Source organism: Thermoanaerobaculia bacterium (genome assembly GCA_035593605.1).
Taxonomy (GTDB): domain Bacteria; phylum Acidobacteriota; class Thermoanaerobaculia; order UBA2201; family DAOSWS01; genus DAOSWS01.
The window spans coordinates 1-21162 of the sequence record DAOSWS010000010.1 but is presented as its reverse complement, the minus strand read 5'-3'; the positions used below and the strand labels follow the sequence as shown (position 1 = coordinate 21162).

At 51.7% G+C, this 21162-nt stretch carries 22 protein-coding genes; 10 read left to right on the top strand and 12 right to left on the bottom strand.

Features of this window, described 5'->3' with window-relative positions; all coding sequences use genetic code 11:
- Positions 1-14: 14 nt before the first annotated feature.
- From PLD04_06530 to PLD04_06495, 8 genes are all read left to right on the top strand, one after another.
- Positions 15-605, top strand: a complete 591-nt coding sequence (locus PLD04_06530) for a YqaA family protein (GenBank protein HXK67983.1) — start codon at positions 15-17, stop codon at positions 603-605.
- A complete protein-coding gene (locus tag PLD04_06525; GenBank protein ID HXK67982.1) occupies positions 602-1123 on the top strand; it encodes an adenine phosphoribosyltransferase in 522 nt (173 codons plus the stop codon). Before PLD04_06530 ends, PLD04_06525 begins: the two co-directional genes overlap by 4 nt.
- Positions 1110-1859: an SDR family oxidoreductase gene (locus PLD04_06520; GenBank protein ID HXK67981.1), complete on the top strand. Its 750-nt coding sequence runs from the start codon at positions 1110-1112 to the stop codon at positions 1857-1859. The genes PLD04_06525 and PLD04_06520 overlap by 14 nt, the downstream gene beginning before the upstream one ends.
- Complete coding sequence (locus PLD04_06515) at positions 1840-2217, top strand: dihydroneopterin aldolase (protein HXK67980.1); 378 nt, start codon at positions 1840-1842, stop codon at positions 2215-2217. Before PLD04_06520 ends, PLD04_06515 begins: the two co-directional genes overlap by 20 nt.
- A complete protein-coding gene (gene folK, locus PLD04_06510) occupies positions 2214-2597 on the top strand; it encodes a 2-amino-4-hydroxy-6-hydroxymethyldihydropteridine diphosphokinase (GenBank protein HXK67979.1) in 384 nt (127 codons plus the stop codon). Before PLD04_06515 ends, folK begins: the two co-directional genes overlap by 4 nt.
- A 73-nt stretch (positions 2598-2670) precedes the next feature.
- Positions 2671-3609: a methionyl-tRNA formyltransferase gene (gene fmt, locus PLD04_06505; GenBank protein HXK67978.1), complete on the top strand. Its 939-nt coding sequence runs from the start codon at positions 2671-2673 to the stop codon at positions 3607-3609.
- Complete coding sequence (locus PLD04_06500) at positions 3584-4906, top strand: transcription antitermination factor NusB (protein ID HXK67977.1); 1323 nt, start codon at positions 3584-3586, stop codon at positions 4904-4906. The genes fmt and PLD04_06500 overlap by 26 nt, the downstream gene beginning before the upstream one ends.
- Before the next feature lie 137 nt (positions 4907-5043).
- The gene (locus PLD04_06495; protein ID HXK67976.1) at positions 5044-5337 is read left to right on the top strand and encodes an HU family DNA-binding protein; all 294 of its coding nucleotides are present in this window, start codon (positions 5044-5046) and stop codon (positions 5335-5337) included.
- Here the strand turns inward: PLD04_06495 and PLD04_06490 are convergent, their stop codons facing one another.
- The 11 genes from PLD04_06490 to PLD04_06440 form a co-directional block, all read right to left on the bottom strand.
- A complete protein-coding gene (locus PLD04_06490; GenBank protein ID HXK67975.1) occupies positions 5338-7278 on the bottom strand; it encodes a sulfatase-like hydrolase/transferase in 1941 nt (646 codons plus the stop codon).
- A gap of 136 nt (positions 7279-7414) precedes the next feature.
- Positions 7415-7627: a helix-turn-helix domain-containing protein gene (locus PLD04_06485; GenBank protein ID HXK67974.1), complete on the bottom strand. Its 213-nt coding sequence runs from the start codon at positions 7625-7627 to the stop codon at positions 7415-7417.
- A gap of 184 nt (positions 7628-7811) precedes the next feature.
- On the bottom strand, positions 7812-8906 hold the full coding sequence (locus PLD04_06480) for a LysM peptidoglycan-binding domain-containing protein (protein ID HXK67973.1): 1095 nt from the start codon (positions 8904-8906) through the stop codon (positions 7812-7814).
- An 83-nt stretch (positions 8907-8989) separates the two neighbouring features.
- Positions 8990-9757 carry an RNA methyltransferase gene (locus PLD04_06475; GenBank protein HXK67972.1) on the bottom strand — a complete coding sequence of 256 codons (768 nt, stop codon included), beginning with the start codon at positions 9755-9757 and terminating at the stop codon, positions 8990-8992.
- On the bottom strand, positions 9754-10248 hold the full coding sequence (gene ispF, locus PLD04_06470) for a 2-C-methyl-D-erythritol 2,4-cyclodiphosphate synthase (GenBank protein HXK67971.1): 495 nt from the start codon (positions 10246-10248) through the stop codon (positions 9754-9756). Before ispF ends, PLD04_06475 begins: the two co-directional genes overlap by 4 nt.
- On the bottom strand, positions 10232-10450 hold the full coding sequence (locus PLD04_06465; GenBank protein ID HXK67970.1) for a hypothetical protein: 219 nt from the start codon (positions 10448-10450) through the stop codon (positions 10232-10234). Before PLD04_06465 ends, ispF begins: the two co-directional genes overlap by 17 nt.
- Positions 10450-12465 (bottom strand): NAD-dependent DNA ligase LigA, encoded by a 2016-nt coding sequence (ligA, locus tag PLD04_06460; GenBank protein ID HXK67969.1) that lies wholly within the window; start codon positions 12463-12465, stop codon positions 10450-10452. Before ligA ends, PLD04_06465 begins: the two co-directional genes overlap by 1 nt.
- A 62-nt stretch (positions 12466-12527) precedes the next feature.
- A complete protein-coding gene (locus PLD04_06455; GenBank protein ID HXK67968.1) occupies positions 12528-13523 on the bottom strand; it encodes a TGS domain-containing protein in 996 nt (331 codons plus the stop codon).
- Positions 13523-14890, bottom strand: coding sequence for a sigma-54 dependent transcriptional regulator (locus PLD04_06450; protein HXK67967.1), 1368 nt, complete (start codon positions 14888-14890; stop codon positions 13523-13525). The genes PLD04_06455 and PLD04_06450 overlap by 1 nt, the downstream gene beginning before the upstream one ends.
- Entirely contained in the window at positions 14862-17492 is a 2631-nt protein-coding gene (locus PLD04_06445) for an ATP-binding protein (GenBank protein HXK67966.1), read from the bottom strand. Before PLD04_06445 ends, PLD04_06450 begins: the two co-directional genes overlap by 29 nt.
- On the bottom strand, positions 17489-18175 hold the full coding sequence (locus PLD04_06440) for a ComF family protein (protein ID HXK67965.1): 687 nt from the start codon (positions 18173-18175) through the stop codon (positions 17489-17491). The genes PLD04_06445 and PLD04_06440 overlap by 4 nt, the downstream gene beginning before the upstream one ends.
- A gap of 75 nt (positions 18176-18250) precedes the next feature.
- Here PLD04_06440 and PLD04_06435 point away from each other — a divergent pair, with 75 nt between their 5' ends.
- Together PLD04_06435 and PLD04_06430 are read left to right on the top strand one after the other, a co-directional pair.
- Entirely contained in the window at positions 18251-19600 is a 1350-nt protein-coding gene (locus PLD04_06435) for a multiheme c-type cytochrome (protein HXK67964.1), read from the top strand.
- Between the two features lie 10 nt (positions 19601-19610).
- Positions 19611-20780: a hypothetical protein gene (locus PLD04_06430; GenBank protein HXK67963.1), complete on the top strand. Its 1170-nt coding sequence runs from the start codon at positions 19611-19613 to the stop codon at positions 20778-20780.
- Positions 20781-20980: 200 nt separating this feature from the next.
- Here PLD04_06430 and PLD04_06425 read toward each other — a convergent pair.
- Positions 20981-21162, bottom strand: a 182-nt coding sequence (locus tag PLD04_06425) for a hypothetical protein (GenBank protein ID HXK67962.1), incomplete at its 5' end; no start/stop codon positions are given.

The following is a 21162-nucleotide window of genomic DNA, read 5'->3' as shown; positions in this document are numbered from 1 at the left end:
AAAGGGTTCGGTGAATGGGATCTCTTAAAAACTGGATGCTCTCTTTTCTTGCCGGACCCTATCCCGGGATCGCTCTCTTCTGCTTTGCTTTTGCGGAGAGTTCCTTTTTTCCCATCCCCCCGGACATCATGCTGATTCCACTCGTTCTGGCCCGACCGGAGCACTGGTTGCTCTATGCGGTGATCACAACGGTGGCCTCCGTTCTTGGCGGTATGGCGGGATATCTGATCGGTTCCTATGGCGGACGGCCCGTACTGCTGAAGTTTTTTGCTTCTCCGAAGGTAGATCTTGTGCAGCATTATTATGATAAGTACAATGCCTGGGCAACTGCCATTGCAGGATTGACACCGTTACCCTATAAGATTTTTACAATCGGTGCCGGAACCTTCAAAGTGAACTTTCATGTGTTCGTTCTTGCCTCCATCGGGTCCAGGGGATTAAGGTTCTTTGCCGTTGCCGGTCTGACCCGGCTGTTCGGGCATCAGGTCATGCCGATTATCAAGGATTATTTTAACGTGGCCACCATTATTTTCATCCTCCTCCTTGTGGGAGGATTCTGGGCTGTCGGCTACTTGGCAAAGCGTATACAAAGGAGTAAGTCATGAAACTGGAGAAGTATATTCGCGACGTCCCGGATTTTCCCAAAGAGGGTATTCTATTCAAAGATATTACCCCTCTTCTGAATGATCTCTATGCATTTACGACGGCCGTTGAGGCGATGGCCGATGTGGCCCGCAAGTGGAAAGCCGAAAAGATCGTTGGCATTGAATCAAGAGGGTTTATCTTTGGAAGCGCGGTGGCCTACAACCTGGGAATAGGGTTCGTTCCCGTGAGAAAACCTGGAAAACTTCCCTTTACCACAATCCAGGAAACCTACAGCCTGGAATATGGAACAGATGCCCTTGAAATGCATACCGACGCATTTCGAAAGGGAGAACGGGCCGTGATCATCGATGATCTTCTGGCAACGGGCGGAACGGCCAGGGCAGCCTTCCGTCTGGCTGAGTCCGGAGGTGCGGAAGTCATGGGAGCCATCTTCCTCGTAGAACTTGCCTTTCTCAATGGAAGGGATGCTCTGAAAGGGAAACGCGTCCATACCTTTATTTCGTATGAGAGAGAATAACAGAGGTAAGGAAAACCTTCCGGAAACGGGCAAAGCCGCTTTGGTTACGGGAGGGGGGAGAAGAATCGGTCAGGCCGTTGTTCTCGATCTGTCCCAACGGGGATGGGACATTGCCCTTCATTACCATAATTCAGAATCGGAGGCCCTGAAAACACGGGATCAGGTGGTAGCCATGGGAAATCGTTGCGAGATCTTTCATTGCAATCTGGCAGATGAAGAAGATGCTGGACAATTGATTCCGCAAGTCCTGAGCTCATTTCCACACCTTCAGCTACTGGTGAATAATGCATCGATTTTTGAACGAGCCACCCTTTCCATGACTGACCCGGCCCTCCTTCGCAGGCACCTGGATATCAACTTTGTTGCCCCCTTTATTTTGACACGGGATTTTGCTTTACACGTCGGGCGGGGTCTTATTATCAACATCGCGGACACAAAGGTGTCTGAGAACTTTACGCCCTACTTTGCCTATACGCTTTCAAAGAAGCTTCTTGCGGATTTTACAGCAATGGCCGCAAAGGAACTCGGTCCCGGGATACGTGTCAATGCAGTGTGCCCCGGTCTGATTCTCCCACCCTCCGGGGAAGACGAGAATTATCTTAAACGAAGGAGTGCCTCTCTCCCTTTGAAGCAATGGGGGCATGTATCCGATGTGACTGCTGCGATTCAGGCCTTGATCGATCAGACTTTTATTACAGGAGTGTGCTTATATGTTGATGGCGGCGAACACCTCTGAACCGATGACAATCCACATCAAGAACTTAAGGTTGCGGACCATTATCGGGATCCACGACTGGGAGCGGGATCAACTGCAGGATGTCATCATTAATATCAAGTTTGATTATGAGGGCCGATATGCCATCCAGAGTGATCGCATTGAGGATACGGTGGACTATAAAAAGATCACAAAGCGAATTATCGATATGGTTAACGAGTCTTCCTTCTTTCTACTGGATGCACTCGCCGGAAGAATTCTGGACCTTGTCCTGAAGGAAGAGGGTGTAATTCATGCAACCGTCGAAGTGGATAAACCCCACGCTTTGCGCTTTGCCGACTCTGTCTCCATAACCTGCTCCGGTTCCCGGGAGACATGAATCGAGTCATTGTGGGAATCGGTTCGAATATCTTACCGGAACACCATGTTCCAGCAGCACGACAGCGAATCGAGTCAAAGCACCATGTACTGGCAGTATCCTCCTTTCTTCGAACAGAGCCCATCGGATTTTCGGACCAGGATGATTTTGTCAACGGTGTGATTCTGCTGGAGACGGAAATGGACTGCGATGAGCTTGGACAGTGGTTGAAAGGCGTGGAAAAAGAGCTGGGAAGAGTTCGAGGCCGGAACCGATATGGACCTCGGACCATTGATCTCGATATCCTGGTTTTTAATGGCCGGATCGTTGATCCCGATGTACAGACCCGAGCCTTTCTCATGGCCTGCATCCGGGAAGTTGAACCTGATTTTTTCAACTGATCCGCAACGGTATTCTCTCCAGGACCCGCGCTGCATCTTGGCCCAATTTCATCCTTCGTGTACACTTAGGACCATGCGTCTTACCTTCATGGGGACCCCGGCGTTTGCTCTTCCGAGCCTCAAGGCACTGATTGCGTCTAACCATACCCTTGATGCGATCTATTGCCAACCGGATAAACCTGCCGGCCGTCACCTTCCCGTCCTGGCGCCTCCGATCGCATGCGAGGCGAAGGAATCGGGAATTCCTCTCTTTCAACCGAAGACGCTGCGAAAGCCTGAAGTCCAGGATGAATTGCGTGCCATCGGGTCTGAAGTCATCGTCGTTGTAGCATACGGAAAGATTCTTCCAGAAGAGGTTCTGGGGATTCCCCCTCAGGGTTGTGTCAACCTTCATCCCTCACTTCTTCCAAAGTATCGAGGTGCAAGCCCCATTCAATCGGCATTGGCCGCAGGTGAAACGATTACCGGGATTACGACGATGTTTATGGATAAAGGAATGGATACCGGTCCCTTACTTCTCCAGAGGAAGTGGGCGATCACCGAGGAAGATACTTCGGAGACTCTCCATACAAAGCTGTCTGAAGCTGGTGCGGATCTTCTCGTGGAGACTCTGAATGAACTGGAATCGGGAAGTCTGGTTCCGATTCCTCAGAATGAATCGGAAGCGAGCATCTGTTATCCTCTTTCCAGAGAGGACGGATTAATCCAGTGGGAACTTCCGGCCATGACCATCTATAATCGATTCCGTGCGTTTATTCCCTGGCCTGGATCCTATACCTTCTTCCGGGGAAAGAATTTTAAAGTCCATTGGCTTGTTCCTCTGCCCGATTCCTCGGATGCCCCTCCGGGCACGATTCTCTCCTCCGGACGCGAAGGCATTCGCGTCGCCGCCGGACGGGGATGTGTCGTGATTACCCACGTGCAGCTTGAAGGAAAACGCAGAGTTTCAGCGCGAGATTTTTCTTTAGGTATCCATATTGAATCCGGTGAACGTTTCACCTGCCGTCCGTGAAGCTCTGATACTCCTGCGACGTGTGGAAAACGGGGCGCATATTGCACCTCTCATTGACAGTCGGTCGGGCAGATTTCCTCCCGGTGAGATGGGGAGACTTACGGATCTCCTGTATGGTGTCCAGCGGTGGCGAGGATTCTGTGACTTTGTTGTCGAACGGTTTTCCTCCCGCTCTCTTTCAAGGATTGACGCGGAAGTTCTGGATATACTGCGTCTGGCCATCTATCAGCTGACCTTTTCATTACGTCCTCCTTACGCGATCGTGGATGAAGCCGTGGAAACGGCCAGGTGGCGGGCTCCATCATCGGGTGCGTTCATCAACGCGCTCCTCAGAAAAAGTGCAGCTTCCTGTCCCCTTCTGGAGCTCCTACCCGGGACGGGAGAGCCTGCAAAGCTTCTCTCTCTGCGTTACTCTCATCCGAGATGGATGGTAGATCGCTGGATTCGCACTTATGGAAGATTTATCACTGAGCAGATCCTTACAGCGGATCAGACCATCCCCGTCCTGACATTATCCGTCAATGTCCGTCAAACCACGGTGAATGCCTGCAGAGAAAAACTGGAAACATGTAATGTGGTAACGGAGCTTCATCCTATTGTTCCAGGATGCTTGACCGTAACCCATGGGAATCCCTTTCATTCATGGGATAAACTTAAGGGACTCTTCTATGTCCAGGATCCTGCTTCCCTGGCTCTGGGCCAGCTTGCGGCCTCTCTCGGAGGGGATCACGTTTTGGACGCATGTGGAGCACCAGGAGGGAAGAGCCTGGCTCTGGCACGGCTGAAACATCCCCGGCTGCATATTCTTAACGATGTGCATCTACAGCGGTTAATCCGGGCACGACAAAATGCAGCTGCTGCGCATGAATCCGGGATCCGCTTCCTTCTTTCTCGAATGCAGACCCCCGCATTTCGCAGGGATGCATTTGATGTCGTTCTGCTGGACGTACCCTGTTCCGCTACGGGAACACTCGGAAAAAATCCTGAAATAAAATGGCGTCTTTCCGAAAGCGATATCAAAGCGTCGGGCTTGCTTCAACGATCCCTTCTTGAGGGTGCGATTGAGCTTGTCCGGCCCGGCGGATGGCTGGTTTATTCAACATGCAGTCTCGAGCCGGAAGAAAACGACGATGTTGTGTTTACATTTCTAAACGGTAGAAATGACTGTAAATTAAGGACATCTTTGATGGATGTCCCTGATTATATCATTCCGACTGTTGACAGGAAGGGGGTTTTTCGCTTTTTTCCTGATAGAACGTCCGGGGGATTCACTGCTTTCATTATTTCCCGTTCCTGAAAATATCCATTGAGTACAGGGCTTGTTCAATATTTAGAATGATACTGAAAAAAAACCTTGCTGCTAATACAAATACTTGACAAAGACGTTTTTTTGCCTTATAGTAGGTGATGAAATTTAATTGAGGAGGTTTGCTAATGGCTGGCAAACTCGAATTTGTTGAACTGGTAGCTGACAAGGTCAAGCTCACCAAAAAAGAAGCCGCAGCGGCTATCGATGCCTTCCTTGAGGGCGTGAGAGCCTCTCTCGCAAAGGGTGACAGGGTTTCCCTGCCCAAGGTCGGGACCTTCCACGTTGTGTCTCGTGCCTCCCGCATGGGCCGTAACCCGGCCACCGGCGCCAAGATCAAGATTCCGGCGTCGAAAACCGTGCGCTTCAAAGTAAGCCAGACTCTGAAGTCTGACGTGAACAAGAAAAAGGGCAAAAAGTAATCAATTTTTACATCTGTCCATTTCGCCCCGGAGCTGATCTTTCAGTTCCGGGGTATTTTTTTGTGAGAGAAGTGCGGTAAGCATTGAAATTCCCCGATCCCGCTCTCCACACGCGCAGAGTGTGGATGCGTAGGACATTTCATACATCACGGAATGGGGGTTCAGAGACAGGGCTTTCCGAACCGCAGGAAGAGCCTCCTCACAATTCCCGGTTTTTTCCATGATGAGGTAGGCCAAGTTGTTCCAGCCCGCTGCAAGGGTCGGAACATCGCGGAGTAAGGAACGAAGAATCAACTCGGCTTCTTCAAGATTTCCATCGAGAATATAGAGCCGCGATAGATTATAGCGTGCCAGGGAATGGTCGGGACGCAGGGAAAGCGCAACTCGATAGGCATCTTCGGCCCTCTCCCGATCCCCGACCTGCTCCAGATAGACACCTTCCATGAAATGGTTCCTGGGATCCGATGGAACCGACCGGACGGCTCTTCTGGCAAATTCAAGCGCCTCCCGGGGTTTTCCACATCTGGATGCAATATCCGCAGCAAGAAGAAGAAATCGGGGGTTATCTCCTTCTTCGTGAAGGATGGCACGTGCTCCGGATTCAGCCTCCTTCCACCGGCCCTCTTCAATGTAATTCATCGTTTCCATATACCGGCGGAACACCCCCATCCGGGTCCATGGGTCCGGGCCGGAAACCGTCTCCCCGGTTGTTGCTCCTCCGGCGAGAAAATACCCGAGGGATCGAAGCCGGTCAATGGTTTCCTGATCCAGGGGAACCCGTGTCTCTCTCTCCGGATTTCTGGATCGATACCGCTCCGCGGCCCGTTTTAATTCGGAGGGAATTTCCCTGAGAGGACAGTTTTCGCCGGGATCATTGCTCAGGTCATAGGCCGCATCATGGGGTGTGGCCACATAAACGGAATTATCTTTTCGAACACGAAAGAGAGGCGACCAGAAAAATGCTTGTGGAATATAAGTTTCTGAATAGATCAACCGGTCTGACACCTTCATGAGATCAGCCCCGTCACAGGAGGAAGGCGGCAGACCGGTGAGTTGAAGAATGGTCGGGAAGATATCCACCAGGGAAACGGGACGGTGAACCACTGACCCCTTCGTCTGATGAGGCAGGTGGACCATAAGAGGAACATGGAGGGTTGCTTCGTGAAGAAGAAATCCGTGGGTGGGTTCCTGGTGAGAACCAAGGGATTCTCCATGATCGGCGGCCACTACGGTCACGGTGCGGTACCAGAGCCGGGTTTCCCTCATGAAATCGACCAGCCTTCCGATCTGATGATCCATATAGGCTACTTCTCCTATGTAAGGTTCGCTGGGTGCAAGGCTGTCGAATGGAGGAGGTGGCGAGTAGTCTGCGTGGGGATCGTACAGGTGAACCCAGAGAAAGAAGGGTTCCTGAAGATTCTGGCGCAGATGAGAAAGCGTCATATTGATGGTTTCTTCCGCTCTTCGTTCCACGGGGAGCCGGGAAGTTGAATTTCTGGGTTGGAGGAATCGATCGCTGTATCGAAGAAATCCCTGATTCAGTCCGAAGCGATGATCCAGGATAAAGCTGGAAACAAAGGCGGCAGTATGGTAGCCACGGCCTTGAAATATTTCCGGTAGAGTCACGGCATCTTCGGAAAGACGAAAGATCGTATTGTCCCGGACACCATGGCGGTTCGGGTAGGTGCCCGTCAGGATGGAGGAGTGGGCAGGAAGTGTGATCGGGGATGGTGAGGTACAGGCATCGAACCACAGGCTCTCTTCCCGGATGGACTGAATGTGGGGGGTTATCGAAGGGGTGATGACATCATATCGTGTTGTATCCATCGTCAGAAGAAGAACGTTAGGCTGGGAGTGTTCGGAGGCACTGCAGGCCACGATCCAGCAAGCCGTGAAGAGCAGAACAATCTTCCGTAATCGAGAGGCGTTACCCGAATCCATGGAGACCATTATCCCAAATATTCCTGGATAGAGATAGAAAGATTAAAGCGTCTGAATCTGGCGGAGTTTCATCATGAAAATTCTTTGCAGAGAAACGTGGGAACGGCTGCGCCGGCTCGCCGTTTTGACTGCTCATTTATTGATTCGGCTGGTCGGTTCCCTTCAGGCGGTTATACAGGGTATTTCTGTGGACACCCAGAGCTTTGGCTGCCCGGGAGAGATTTCCATCATTCAGTTTGAGAGCTTCCTGGATGTACTTGATCTCGAACTCCTGACATGCCTGCTTGAGCGGAATGCCATCGTGAACCAGTTGCCGGATCAGTGTTCGTAATTTCCCATCGAGCTGCATGGTTCTTTTATATCATAGTCCGGTTCGGATAACAATGAAATCGTCCCCAACATTATCAATAGCCAGTTTGTTATTCGAAAGCCGGATCCATTGTTTTGCTAGCCGCTTCATGGAGGGTGGAGATCCATGGGTAAAAAAAACCACGCGCGAATGCGCGTGGTTCAAGAATCCTTATAAAATGCTTTTATTGTTCCAGTTCGACCAGGTCTCCCGGATGCAGCTCTCGTACACTCTCAAGGATCTTGCAGTTGGAAGTGTGATCAAAGGTTTCGAGAACACCCAGCCGTCCCTGAACAACATAGTTATGACCTTCTTCTGAAAGGTCTCTGTATACGCGGATATACTGGCCGGCCTCGATCCCGTCTGCTATGCCGAGGGAAATGAGGACATTGGATCCCTGAGCGAAACTGAAGGAGTCGTCGGCCGCCATAAGAATTTTCCCCTGTACCTTTCCGGTTGGCGTCATGCAGGCCGGCTGAAAGGGTTGAGGAATGTTGGTGGGAATCGGGATCAGTTCATAGGGAAGGATGTGGAATCCCCGCAGAATGGAGTCACAGGCCATTGTGATACGGGCTGTCGAAGTCTTTTCCTGCGTGCAGAGAACCGTGATCTTCCCATGGAGAAGCCAGGCGTGTCCCAGTTCTGTTCCGGAGTCGTCTTTAATGACCCCGCGATCCTGGGCGATCGAATAGATATCTCCCGCCTGAATTCCATCTTCGGAACCGGCGCTGATATAAACGATCTGTCCTTCCGTCATGGTGTACTTCATCGAACCGTCGTCCGTGCCCAGAATGGTAATAGGGTAGGTAACGTCCGTCGGTGTCACTTTAAAAAAGCACTCCATATCCGATACAAATCCAAGGGGTATGGGGGTTGTATCGGGTCCGGCCTCCCGAGACTCTGCCGGCTCCGGAGGAGCTTCCTCGACGGGAGCCTGTTCCTCATAACTTTCCTGGGGCACCTCTTCCACGGAAACGGGTGTGAGAACCAGCGGATCGCCGGGATAAATCCAGTGGGAGTCCGTGATGTAGGTGTTTCCCTCCCAGATCTGAGGCCAGAGGAAGGGGTCGCCCAGCTTTTGCTCAGCGAGTCCCCACAGCGTTTCCCCGGGTTGGATGATGTAAACGTCAACGCCTTCGGGGAATTCTGTCGGAGGATCGTAGGGAGTCCAGTGATCGCCGACTTTGTGGAGTGGCTGGGGGGGATTGGACGGGTAGGCAAACACAAGGCCCGCCATAATCAAAAGCCCTGCGATCACGCAATGGATTTTAATTTTCATACCTAACCTCCAGGCCTAAGTGCGAAGCCATAGGCTTACCTTATGATATTTTCACCGAGTTGTCAAGGTTTTATGCAAATGGTTCAAGTGTCACTTGAAGGATTTGATGGCTTCCGGCTTTCCCGAAGGGCTTGTTCCGTCTCTCCAAGGGTCCGGCGAACCATCTCGTAGAGGACTGCGGCTGTCGCGTTTGCCACGTTGAGAGATCCGATTCGTCCCAGAACGGGAAGTGCCACAAGCTCATCACATGCTTCCCTCGTAATCCTTCGCAACCCCTTTTCCTCGGATCCAACAACGATACAAAAGGGCGGAGGAATTTCGGTAGAATAGAGGTTTCCTCCCTCGACCGCTGTTCCCACGACCCAGTATCCCAGTTCCTTCAGATGGTTGATAAAGTTGGTTGTATTTCGAACTCTACCCAGCGTCAGGTGGGCGGCAGCTCCCGCTGATGCGGTCATGACCGTGTCGTTTACAGGGGCGGTACGGTGAAGAGTCAGGGCCACATGGCTGAATCCTGAACATTCTGCGACTCGAAAGATGCTGCCAAGATTTTGAGGATCCGATACTTCCTCAATAAGGAGGACGGGTTGACCTTCCAGTCCCGAAAGGAATGTATTGTCATCGTACTGGGGGAGGGCGTCAACCTGTATCGCAAATGCAGAACCGGCCGCTCCCTGTCGCAGGAAGAAAGAAGAAGGGGATCGCTTGATGGGGACGCCTGCGGATCGGGCCAGGGTTTCAAGCTCCCTGGCGCGATGATCATTACGGTTTTCCTCGAGGTATAGAATGCGTGCCAGATTTGCTCGATGGAGGAGAACTTCCTTTGAAGCATGGTACCCGGTCAGAATCACAGGGTCACCGTCACGGAGGCGAAAGCTGCAATTCCTTCACCCCGTCCTGGAAACCCCAGAGAATTACCCGAACCGAATTTCACACTGACCCGATCCGGGGAGAGGGTCAGGATCTGGCATAACGATCTCTGCAAAGCTTCCCTGAAGGGTTGAAGACGTGGAGTTCTGCAGATGATTGTCATATCCAGGAAGGTAAGGCGGAGAGTCGGCCGCTGTTCCCGAATATGGACGAGAACACGCTGAAGTAACTCCGTAGAGCGCTGATCCCTGCAGGCGGGATCATCGGGAGGAAAGAGTACGCCGATATCTCCGAGCGAAGCAGCCCCCAGAAGAGCATCCATCAGGGCATGAAGGGCTGCGTCAGCATCCGAGTTTCCATCCAGACCCGTCGCCGAGTCGATTCGGACGCCACAGAGATAGAGAGTTCTCCCTTCTCTGAACGGGTGAGCATCATAGCCCAGTGCGTGTCGATATTCAGGGTTCGATGTCAACGACCTCTGCAACCTCCATCATGGGTTCCTGATAAATCAGGACGGTCTGGCTCACGGGAAGCAGGACCGTATGCTGTCGATCACGAAATTTCACCTGGATCTCATAGAGGCCGGCATCATGGATAGACTGGAGCACTCCCGGTTGACCGTTCAGATTGTCGTACACCCTATTAAAAATCATGACTTTTGCGGGAATTTCCATCATATACCTCCTTCTGCCTTCAGGATAAGCTCACGCAGGGTGAGCCGGGGAATGTTCATTTCTTCCGCTTTGGACAGCTTACTGCCGGGGTTGGCTCCCACCACAAGAAAATCGGTCTTCGCACTCACGGAGGATACCACGGTACCGCCGTTACTTTCGATGTGGGATTTCAAACTGTCCCGGGTGAAGGTTTCAAAGGATCCCGTAATCACGAAGGTTAAACCTTCAAGGGACAGGGGTCCAACTTCCTTTTCACTTCGAGGTTCTTCCATGGTCAGACCAAGATATTTCAGAGCATTCAGAAGGTCCTCACCTCCCCAGCTGTGCATAAAGGCATGGACACTCTGGGCTATTTGAGGACCTACATCAGGTACGCGCTGAAGGGATTCATGAGTCGCCATCCGAATCGCATCCATCGATCCGAAGTGGGATGCCAGGGATGCGGCAACCCTCTCCCCCACATGACGGATTCCAAGGGCAAAAAGGAGCCTTCTCAGGGGAACCTTCCGGCTGTTATCCAGCTGCTTCAGCAGATTTGCTTCCGACTTTTTTCCCCATCCGGGAAGATCAGACAGATCGCCGGTTTGGAGCTCATACAGCGAGGAAATGTCCCGAATCTTGCCAAGTTCATAGAGCTGTTGAACCAGTTTGGGTCCCAGACCTTCGATGTTCATGGCCTTCCTGGAACAGAAGTGGGAAATCCTTTCCATGGCCACGGCAGGACAGGAAGGATTGATACAGCGGAGGGCCACTTCACCCTCCAGACGGGATACGGGTTGGGAGCATTCTGGACAGAGTGAGGGGAGTTCAAATGCCACAGCGTCCTTCGGACGGTGTTCAGGAAGGACCCGTGTGACCTTGGGAATGACGTCGCCCCCCTTTTCCACCAGAACGGTATCGCCGATACGGATGTCCTTCCGGGCCAGATCCTCAAAGTTATGGAGGGTGGCACGCTGAACGACCGAACCCCGAATCTCGACAGGATCCAGTTCTGCGACCGGCGTGAGTACGCCGGTTCTCCCGACCTGCACCGTAATGTTTCTCACTATCGACGGTTTTCCGTCCGCAGGGTACTTGAAGGCTACGGCCCAGCGAGGGGACTTGGCGGTAACGCCAAGATCTTCCTGACGATTCAGTTCATTCACCTTGACAACGATGCCGTCGATCTCACAGTCCAGATCATCCCGTCTGTCCCTCCAGAATTCGATAAAGGATTCCACATCTCTGAGGGTCCTGCACAACTTCCAGGAAGGATTGACGCGAAAGCCTGTCTGATCCAGAAAAGTTAACGTCTCTGCGTGAGATTTCAGGGGATGGTCATGCACGCGGGCTACGGCATAGGCGTAGCATTGGAGCTGCCGGTGAGCCGTAATCTTCGGATCCAGCAACCGCAGACTGCCCGAAGCGGCATTTCGCGGGTTGGCAAAGAGGGGTTCTCCTTTTGTTTCCCTGCGTTCGTTCAGTACCCTGAACGCCTCTTTCGGCATGTAGATTTCTCCACGGACCTCCAGGAGAGGGATCGATGTGCGAAGGATCAGAGGTACCGATCGAACGGTTCGCACATTCTGGGTGACATCCTCTCCCTCCATTCCATTTCCACGTGTGGCAGCCCGGACCAGACGACCATTTTCATAGGTGAGACTGATCGAAACGCCGTCAATTTTCAATTCAGAAACATAGGAATATATGTCCGGGGATGATAGAAGACGTCGATTTCGATCTTCCCAGTCCTTTAATTCTGAAAAGTTGTACACATTGTCCAGTGAGAGCATGGGAATGGCATGAGCTATGGTGGCAAAGGCTTCGAGAGGTTGACCTCCCACCCGCTGAGTGGGGGAATCCGCAGAGATGATTTTCGGGTATCTTCGCTCCCAGTCCTTCAGTTCCGCAAGAAGGCTGTCAAATTCCGCATCGGTAATTTCCGGGCGGTTTTTAACATAGTAGAGGGTTTCGTGTCGTACAATTTCCCGACGTAACTCCTCCACTCTCTTCCGGACGTAGGAGGGGATGTCCATCCGGGCTAGTATACCCCACCAAATGAATAGCCCGCAAGGTAAATCGGGGATGGAAGCACTTTCTATTTCATGTGAAGCTCTACGATGTCTCCATCCAGAAGTATGTGATCCCGATGAACCATCTGACCTTCGTGAATGGCTGAGGGACCCCAGATTCTGGCGTAGGTAAGGTTCCGGACAAAATCCTGATGAACCTGCCGGGCCAATTCCTCCAGGGTGCCACCTTTGTCGAGGATGAAGGGTTTTTCCATTTCCGGCGGCTTTCCGGGAGGTTTTGCATAGATGCGGATCTTGTTCAACGATGTAAATAAGAGCCTGCCGACTTCTTCCAGGTTGCTCCTGTTCTGAAGCGAAAACGGGACAATGGGAAATTCAGCTTCGGCTTCCTGCCGCAGAAATTCGAGATTCAGTTCAGCATCTTCTCCCTCCAGCTTATTGGCGAGAATTACAGAGCGGCGGAAAAACTTTCCGTCGACAAAGGGACCCCTGTAAGAATGGTATTCCAGATGAATGTTCTGATCTTTCAGAATCCGTAGAATGGTGCCCAATTGTATGGGCGCAATCTCTCCTCTCAGGTCAAGGACCAAACCCACGATATCGGCATTTCGAATTACCCGGAACACCCAGGGCTCCTGAAAATCCTTGTTCATGGATGCCGTATCGACAAGCTGAATTTGAATGTCCTCGAAGGGAAGCATTCCAACTGTGGGATTATGAGTCGTAAAGGGAAAGGGAGCCACATCGGGTCGCGCATGGGTCAGCTCGACAAGCATGGAGGATTTCCCTGAATTGGGCGGCCCGATAAGGACAACCTGCCCTGCTCCTTCACTTCGGATCAGGTAGGGGTCGGTATGAATCTTCTTCCCCTTTGAAGACATCTTTTCCTTTTTTAGCTGTGCGATGCGTCTTTTAATGTCGGCCTGCATCTTTTCGGTTCCTTTGTGCTTGGGAATCGAAGAGAGCATCGCCTCGAGGGCTTCCATTTTTTCCTCAGAAGATTGTGCGTGTCGGAACCGTTCCTCGGCGGCGTGATATTCCGGGGTCAGGTTGGCAGGCATTAGACTTTAATATTCAATCGTTTCAACATGACATTCAGCGTGTTGGCTTTCACCTTCAACATGTGGGCTGCCTTCCGTTGTACGCCATTTGAGGCATGGAGGGCTTGAAGAATGAGTTGGCGCTGAAATTCTTCGGTGGCTTCCTGGAGAGACATATCCTTGGGCAGGGATCCCTGGGAGAGAATGATTCGATTGGGCATTCGGATCTGCTGAGGAAGGACGTCGACATTGATGGTTTGTATGGTCGTCAACACCACGGCGCGCTCAATCGCGTTTTCCAGCTCCCGAACATTTCCGGGCCATGGATATTCCATGAAGATCTTAAGGACCTCGTCATCCAGCTTCAAATTCTGTTTCTGGTTTTGTTCACCATACTTCAGAAGGAAATGGTCCACAAGCAATGGAATATCTTCTTTCCGGTGACGGAGAGGAGGCAGGTCGATTGAGATTACGTTCAGCCGATAGTAAAAATCTTCACGAAACCTTCCGTCCCGTACCAGTTCGTCAAGATCGGCGTTGGTTGCTGCAATGATACGTACATCCACCGTGTAAGTGTCTGTGCCGCCCAGCCTCATGAATTCACGACTCTGCATGACACGAAGGAGCTTACTCTGGGTTTCGGAATGGATGTTGCCGATTTCGTCAAAGAAAATGGAACCGTTGTCCGCCATCTCGAAGAGGCCCTTTTTGCGGGATACAGCTCCCGTAAAGGAACCTCTTTCATGGCCGAAGAGGTGGGATTCAAGAAGTTCCGGGGCGATGTTTCCACTGTTGACAACGACAAAGGGTCCCTGTGCTCGCCTGGAATGATGGTGCACGGCCTTTGCGACGAGTTCCTTCCCCGTTCCGGACTCGCCACGAATCAGGATGGTCGAAGAGGAAGGGGCTGCAAGGCTGATCAATTCGAAGACCTTTTTCATGGGCTCCGATTTTCCTATGATGTTGCCAAAGGCATACCGGCTTTCCAGTTCCCTCCGGAGAAAGAGATTTTCCTCTTTGAGCCTGCGCTCTTTAATCGCCTTGGAAATCGTGAGAACAACTTCCTGATTCTTGAAAGGTTTGGGAATGTAGTGATAGGCGCCGCGCCTCATGGCCTCGATGGCATTTTCCACGGAAGAATAGGCCGTAATGATGATAACAGGGGTGATCGAGGTCGATTCTCTCATGCGGTCCAGAAGATCGAGCCCACTCATATCAGGAAGCATGACGTCCAGGAGAACGACGTCTGGATTTTCCGATTCGAAGAGGGACCAACCTTTGCTCCCCGTATCAGCCAGGATGGTCTCATAGCCTTCAGACTGCAGGATGTCTGAAAGAACTTCAAGAACAACAGGCTGGTCATCTACGATCAGAATCGTCTTTTGCACACGATAGCTCCAGGATAAAGATTGTGCCCCCTTTTTCCGGGCATTCAACGGTAATGGTTCCGCCGTATGAATCAATAATAGCATGGGAAAGAGCAAGTCCCAACCCGGTGCCGCTTCCCTTTTTTCCGGAGCTTACAAAGGGCCTCCCCAGTGACTCGCGAATAGCCGGCGGCACCCCGGGGCCATCATCCTCCACCTCAACAAAGACCCTGTCCCGATCGCTTCGTGCCCGGACGGTAACGTGACCCTTCCACTGAACGGCCTGGCATGCGTTTACAATCAGATTCACGAGAGCCTGTGTGAACAGGGTCTCATTAATGGTCACCTCACAGTTATCTTCGGGAAGTTCGACATCGATGGAAAATTCATGCGTCTCCAGCATGGGTTGAACGAGATCGATCGCCTCTTTGATCCGTTCCCCGATAGCACAGCGTGCGGTTTCCTGTTCTCCGGATCGGGCGAACTTCAAGAGAGTTCCCACCAGATTGCTCAGGTAAAAGGTCTCCCTCGTGATATGGCTCGCATAGCGGTAGAGTCGATCTGAAGAATCCAGCCCGCCCTGGAGAATCTGCGCAAAGGAAGAGATTCCCGTCAGCGGAGTGTTGATTTCATGGGCGACCGACGCGGATACCTGACCTAAAATGGCAAGATGTTCCTGGCGGGCCAGTTCCTGGCGGAGTGAGATGTTTTCGCTGATATCGTTAAAGATCGTTAATTGAAATGTCGCATCCCCCACTTCCATCGGTGCTGTAAAGATAAGAAGCGTCTTTCCTTCATACTCTAGGATTCTTGTCTCAAGATCCGATTCCAGGAAACTCTCAGGGAGTGTGGGAAAAGACTTCATTGCACCCAGGACAGCGCGGCCTGAATCATTCAGGGTCAGCAGGGTGCCGGCGGCATCCGTGACGGCAATCCCTACCGGACTGCGCTGAAGAATCGTCTCGTTAAACCGATGCAGATATGCCAGCTGATCCATCTTTTCCTTCATATCCTCAATAAGGATCAGGTTGTGAATCATAAGGCCCAGCTGTGAGCAGAGGTTAAGAAGAATCGTGCGTTCTTCCGTGGACAGGGGGTCGCCGTTTTCGCGGTTGCCCACCACCAGGAGGGCAAGAAGCTGGTTTTGAAATCGAACAGGAAAAACGATCGAGTAGTGTCGATCGGGCGTCCAGTCTTTAACTTCTTCCGGAGTTAATATGGGGGGAAGGATTTGATCGTCCTCCAGACGGTGGAACTGATTTTTTCGCCGAATATAGTAATTACAGGAAGAAACCTGAAGGGTCGATTTGAGTTGATTTCCGAAGGCGTCCAGAAGATCTGCAAGACTTGTAAATTGAGGAATCTTTTGGGAAAAATCAAGAAGTTCCTGACGTTTCTGGAACTGAGCTCCATATTGAATACGGGTCAGCAATTCTTCAATGGAACGATGGATGGGGAAGAAATAGATCGCAATCACAAACCCTGCGGCAAACAGGACAAAGTATCGGGAAGTCACGGACGCTTCTGGAAAGATTGATAAGAGGTGGTAGATGAAGAAATAGACGATGAACCCGAGAGCGATGGTGATGGCATAGGAAAGGACTTCCCGGATCACCAGGCTCACATCCCAGATCTTGTACTCCCAGATGGCATAGGTGGTTGATAGAGGGATGAACGTCAGAAGGGGGATGAAGATGAGAGGAGACACCCCGAGATGAAGGCCGGTCTCCATGGGAACAACATAGAAGAGAAGAAAGGGAAGGAACCCCAGAGCGAGACCAAGAAAGATCCATTGCAGCTGTCTTCGTTGAACACTGGTCCGGACCGTGAACCACTGAACCGAAAAGGTAACCAGGCTCGAGAGAATCATGAGAATGATCCACAGGGTGCGCAGTCCGTTAAGCGTATAGATCGCTTCTTCGCCGAGGGAGAAGAATCGGTTCAAGAAGAGAAGGTCCATCGTTACGACGAAATGAGCCAGGGAAGGAAGGTAGAGTACAGGGATGAGCCGCTGAATTCCCTTGACGAGGTTCCGGGGAAAGATGAGGGTAAAGTGGAAAAGGGTTGTGGGCAGGAGCAGGGTAGCCAGAAACTGAAACCCCATAATGCTTCGCCACAGGTCGTTTAATTTTCCTGCGGGCTGAAGGACAAGAATCTGAAAAGCCATCAGAGTGATCCAGAAAAAAATCAGGCTCGCCCGCATCCTCTTTCGAACGAAGCAGAACGTTCCAATAATCAGGAAAACAAATCCCGTAAATGAAAACAGGAGGTAGGCCAAATCGACTTCTCCAGGTGGGAGCTGAAGAAAAATGGAGAGCTTTTCACCGTCCCGCCGAAGATTCAGGGTACTTCCCTGGGCATGGTCCTGGAGAATTTCCCGAAGCGTGGATTCGGTTACCGGTTCATCATTGACAGCGAGGATGACGTCACCAGGTTTTAATCCCGCCAGCTCCGAGTTGCTGCCCGCTTCAATCTGTGTGACGGTTGGAGGTGTACCGCGAAAATAGAATCCCAGGGGTTTAAAGGTGGAAATTTTTCGCTCAAAGGCTAAAAAGCCGATAAGGACTGAAAGGGTGAAATAAAGGTAAACCAGCAGGATGGGCCATCGACGAATAAGGTTCATCCCTGTGGTGTCCTGGAAAAGGTTATCACGGCCACCCTGTGGACTCCTCCGCGTTTCAGTGCCGAAACACAGGCCTGGATTGTGCTTCCCGTCGTAAATACATCATCAATTAGGATAGCACGTCCCGGTGCATTGCCGGTCTTGAAACGATAGGTGCCGGAAGGTATGGCCCGACGTTCCCGGGCGCGAAGTCGAGACTGGGCGGGCCGATGACGTGTCGTTCGTAAGAGAATTCGAACTGGATGACCGGCGAGAGCGCTCAGTTGCTTTGTCAGCTCTCCCACCGGATTGAATCGGTAGCGTAACCAGCGAAGTGCATGTTGCGGAACGGGAACGAGGGGAGCATCGTTAAATTCCGGTCCCAGAGCATATAAACGGGGAACCATGCCGATGGCCATGGCTCTGGACAGAAAAAACCAGGTTTTGAATTTGTAAGAATGGAGGATGTCCCGGGCTGTTCCTTCGTAGGTGAAAAGGTGGCGGGTCTCTTCTCTCTCCGGCGGATTTGTCTGGCAGGTTCCACAAAGTCCCGGTTCCGTCTGATCCTGACCGCAGACGGGGCAGGCAGAAAGGGGCCATGGTTTCAGGCTTTCCAGACATGCCATACACCAGGGCTGCCAGAGTCCGGCTTCCCTGTGGACGGTCCCGCATGTTGGGCAGGTAAAGGGAAAAGAACGCACCATCTCGGCGGAATCATAACACAGGGTGTTCAAGGCAATGCTACAATATATCCAATACCTGTTTGAAGGGGGGCTTCAATGGGAAAACCGGATAGAATATTTTTCATTCTTGTTTGTTTTGGACTCTTTCTGGCGCATGTCTCCGTGGCATCCGGCATCGAGGGTACCCATCCCTATGATGCCTTTGAACGTCCTCAGGCCTGTGCATCCTGTCACATCGACATTGCGCGCCAGCATGAACAGGCCATGATGTCCCAATCCTATACACATATCTGGGATGAAATTGAGTATTTTGAACTGGCCGTTCCCCATGCGAGGAAGGATCCGAAGGTGGCGGAAGTCGAGGCGGGATGCAACGGCTGTCATGCGCCCCTGGCCCTGATGGCCGGGGATGTCCCTCCTCCCCGTCCGAGCGAAAACTCCCGTGCCAATGAAGGGGTGTCCTGCGATCTTTGCCATACCATGACGGGATTCGAGGGGGACACACCCTTCAACTTCAATTGGATCGTCGATCCGGGAAAGACAAAACGGGGACCGCGCGAAGGTTTGGAAAGTCCTCACCATGTCACGGTAATGAGTGAATATCACAAAACGGCCGAGTTCTGCGGAGCCTGCCATAATGAAAAGAACCCTTGGAACCTGTTTGTGAAATCCACACATCTGGAATGGAAGGAGGGGCCCCACGGAAAAGCCGGAATTGTGTGCCAGTCCTGCCATATGCCTCCGGCCGCGGGAAGAAGTGCACGCATGGGATCCTCCCTTCCTGATGTCCGTCAGCACCTGTTTCACGGAGCCCATGATCCCGGGAAACTCGCCGGCGTCATTGAAGTCAGGATCCATCCGGAGACCCGGGAGGCCGAACCGGGAGATACGATCAAGTTGACGGCGGTCTGTGTCAATGCTAAAGCGGGCCATAAGGTACCCACAGGTTCCGTGGAAGATCGTGCCCTGTGGCTCCATGTTACGGCGACCGATGCGGAAGGAACGGTTTACCACCTTCCCGTAGATCGGAAGGGTTTTGAAGGAGAGGAATATACTGTCGCTTCATCTTCGGCTTTAGGGTATCAGGATATTGGTGAAATAAAAGAAATTCCTGATTTTAAAGGTCTCAAGAGGGACGGAGAAATTCCCGACGGGGACAGGATTTTTCGCATGGCGTATCTGGATCCGAAGGGGCGGATCACCATTTCCCAATGGTACACAGCCTCGTTTGGATACGATTACAGACTGGCGCCGCTTGAGGCAAGAGCGGAAACCTTTACCTGGAACCTTCCTGATGAAATGCCAGCCGGACCTGTCGTCGTGACGGCTGAAATCTGGTACACACGTCTCGTTTCTTCGGTAGCTCAGTTTTTGAAGGTACCCGAGGAAGAATGGGAGCCAATCCGCATCAATAGCCATGCCACAACGTTTACGATCCTGGATTAGGGGGGAAACCATGAACACGAGAAAGCTGGCTGTCTTACTTTTCATTCTCATGATTTTCGGAGCAGTCGCTGAACAGCTGTTTGCCATCCCGGCCTTCGCAAGAAAATATAAGTTTTCCTGCTCCACATGCCATGCACCCTTTCCACGCCTGAAACCATTCGGGGAAGAATTTGCAGGACGGGGATTCCGGATGGAAGACCCTTCACAGGAGCCTGCCCGGGCGACCTATGATGTCGGAGATCCCATGCTTACACTGTTGCGGGAGGTCCCCCTAGCCATCCGCATGGATGGGTATCTGTCCTACAAGGAAAATGCCCATGCTGAATCGGACACTGAATTCCCATGGGCCTTCAAAATACTATCAGGAGGACCAGTCTCACCGAGGATTTCCTATTATTTTTACTATATTCTTGAAAAGGGTGAAACGGGAAAGCTGGAGGATGCCTATCTTCAGTTTAATACGCTTCTGGGACTTCCTGTCAATCTCATGGCCGGACAGTTCCAGGTGTCCGATCCCCTGTTCAAGAGAGAGCTGAGGCTGGAACGGTCTGATTATCTGATCTATAAATCACATGTGGGCTATTCGCAGGTGGATCTGACCTATGACCGGGGCCTCATGTTTTTATGGACCCTTCCGGGGGAGATCGATAGTGTCTTTCAGGTTGTGAATGGCAGTGGGATCGAAGAGGCGGAGGATGATAATTTTGATACGGACAGTGAGAAGAACATGGGACTTCGATTTTCAAAGGGATGGGGGCCGATCCGCCTGGGAGTCTACGGGTACCGGGGAGTGGAGGAAAGTCCCGATGGGTATGAGAACACAACAACCTATATCGGTCCGGACCTGACGGTTGACGCCGGAGATAATCTCCAGATCAACGTCCAGTACCTCAAGAGAACGGATGATGATCCGTTTTTTCAGGGGTATGAGGGGGATGATTACGAAACAAAGGGGGGATTTGTTGAAGTCTTATTTTTCCCCGGTGGACCAGATGGGAAAGTCGCGGTCGCGGGTCTCTATAACAATATTGAATCGGATGATCTCAACGCGGAGCGGGAATCCGTTTCGCTTACGCTGAACTATCTCCTTGCCCGGAACGGGAAGGTGCTTCTGGAGGTTGCACGGGATCTGGATCTTGAATCCAGCCGCTTTTCCCTGGGATTTGTGACAGCATTCTGATCGATCCAGGAAATAGCCCTTGCAATTTTGAGAATCACGTATTATAGTAATGGGATAAATCGGGGTTTGGGGTGTTAACGTTTTCATCTAAACGCAGCGGGAACATTCCAGAACCTGAAGTTGTTCTAAGAATAGAAGCCTTTGCTCTTTGCCAACAAAATTACCGTCAAGGGGGTAAGTCTCTCATCCCATCGCCTGCCTTAAAAGCCATCATCCCTAAAACCCATCATCCCATCCAACCCATCTACCCACTCGCCAACCATCAATAAAACCGCCATTTTTATCCTCCATCCACCATCCAGCCATCTCCGCCTCCCTTGAACGGTAACTATGCCGACCCCTAACGGGGTCGGTTTTTCTTTTGTAGAAATGCGATAAATTA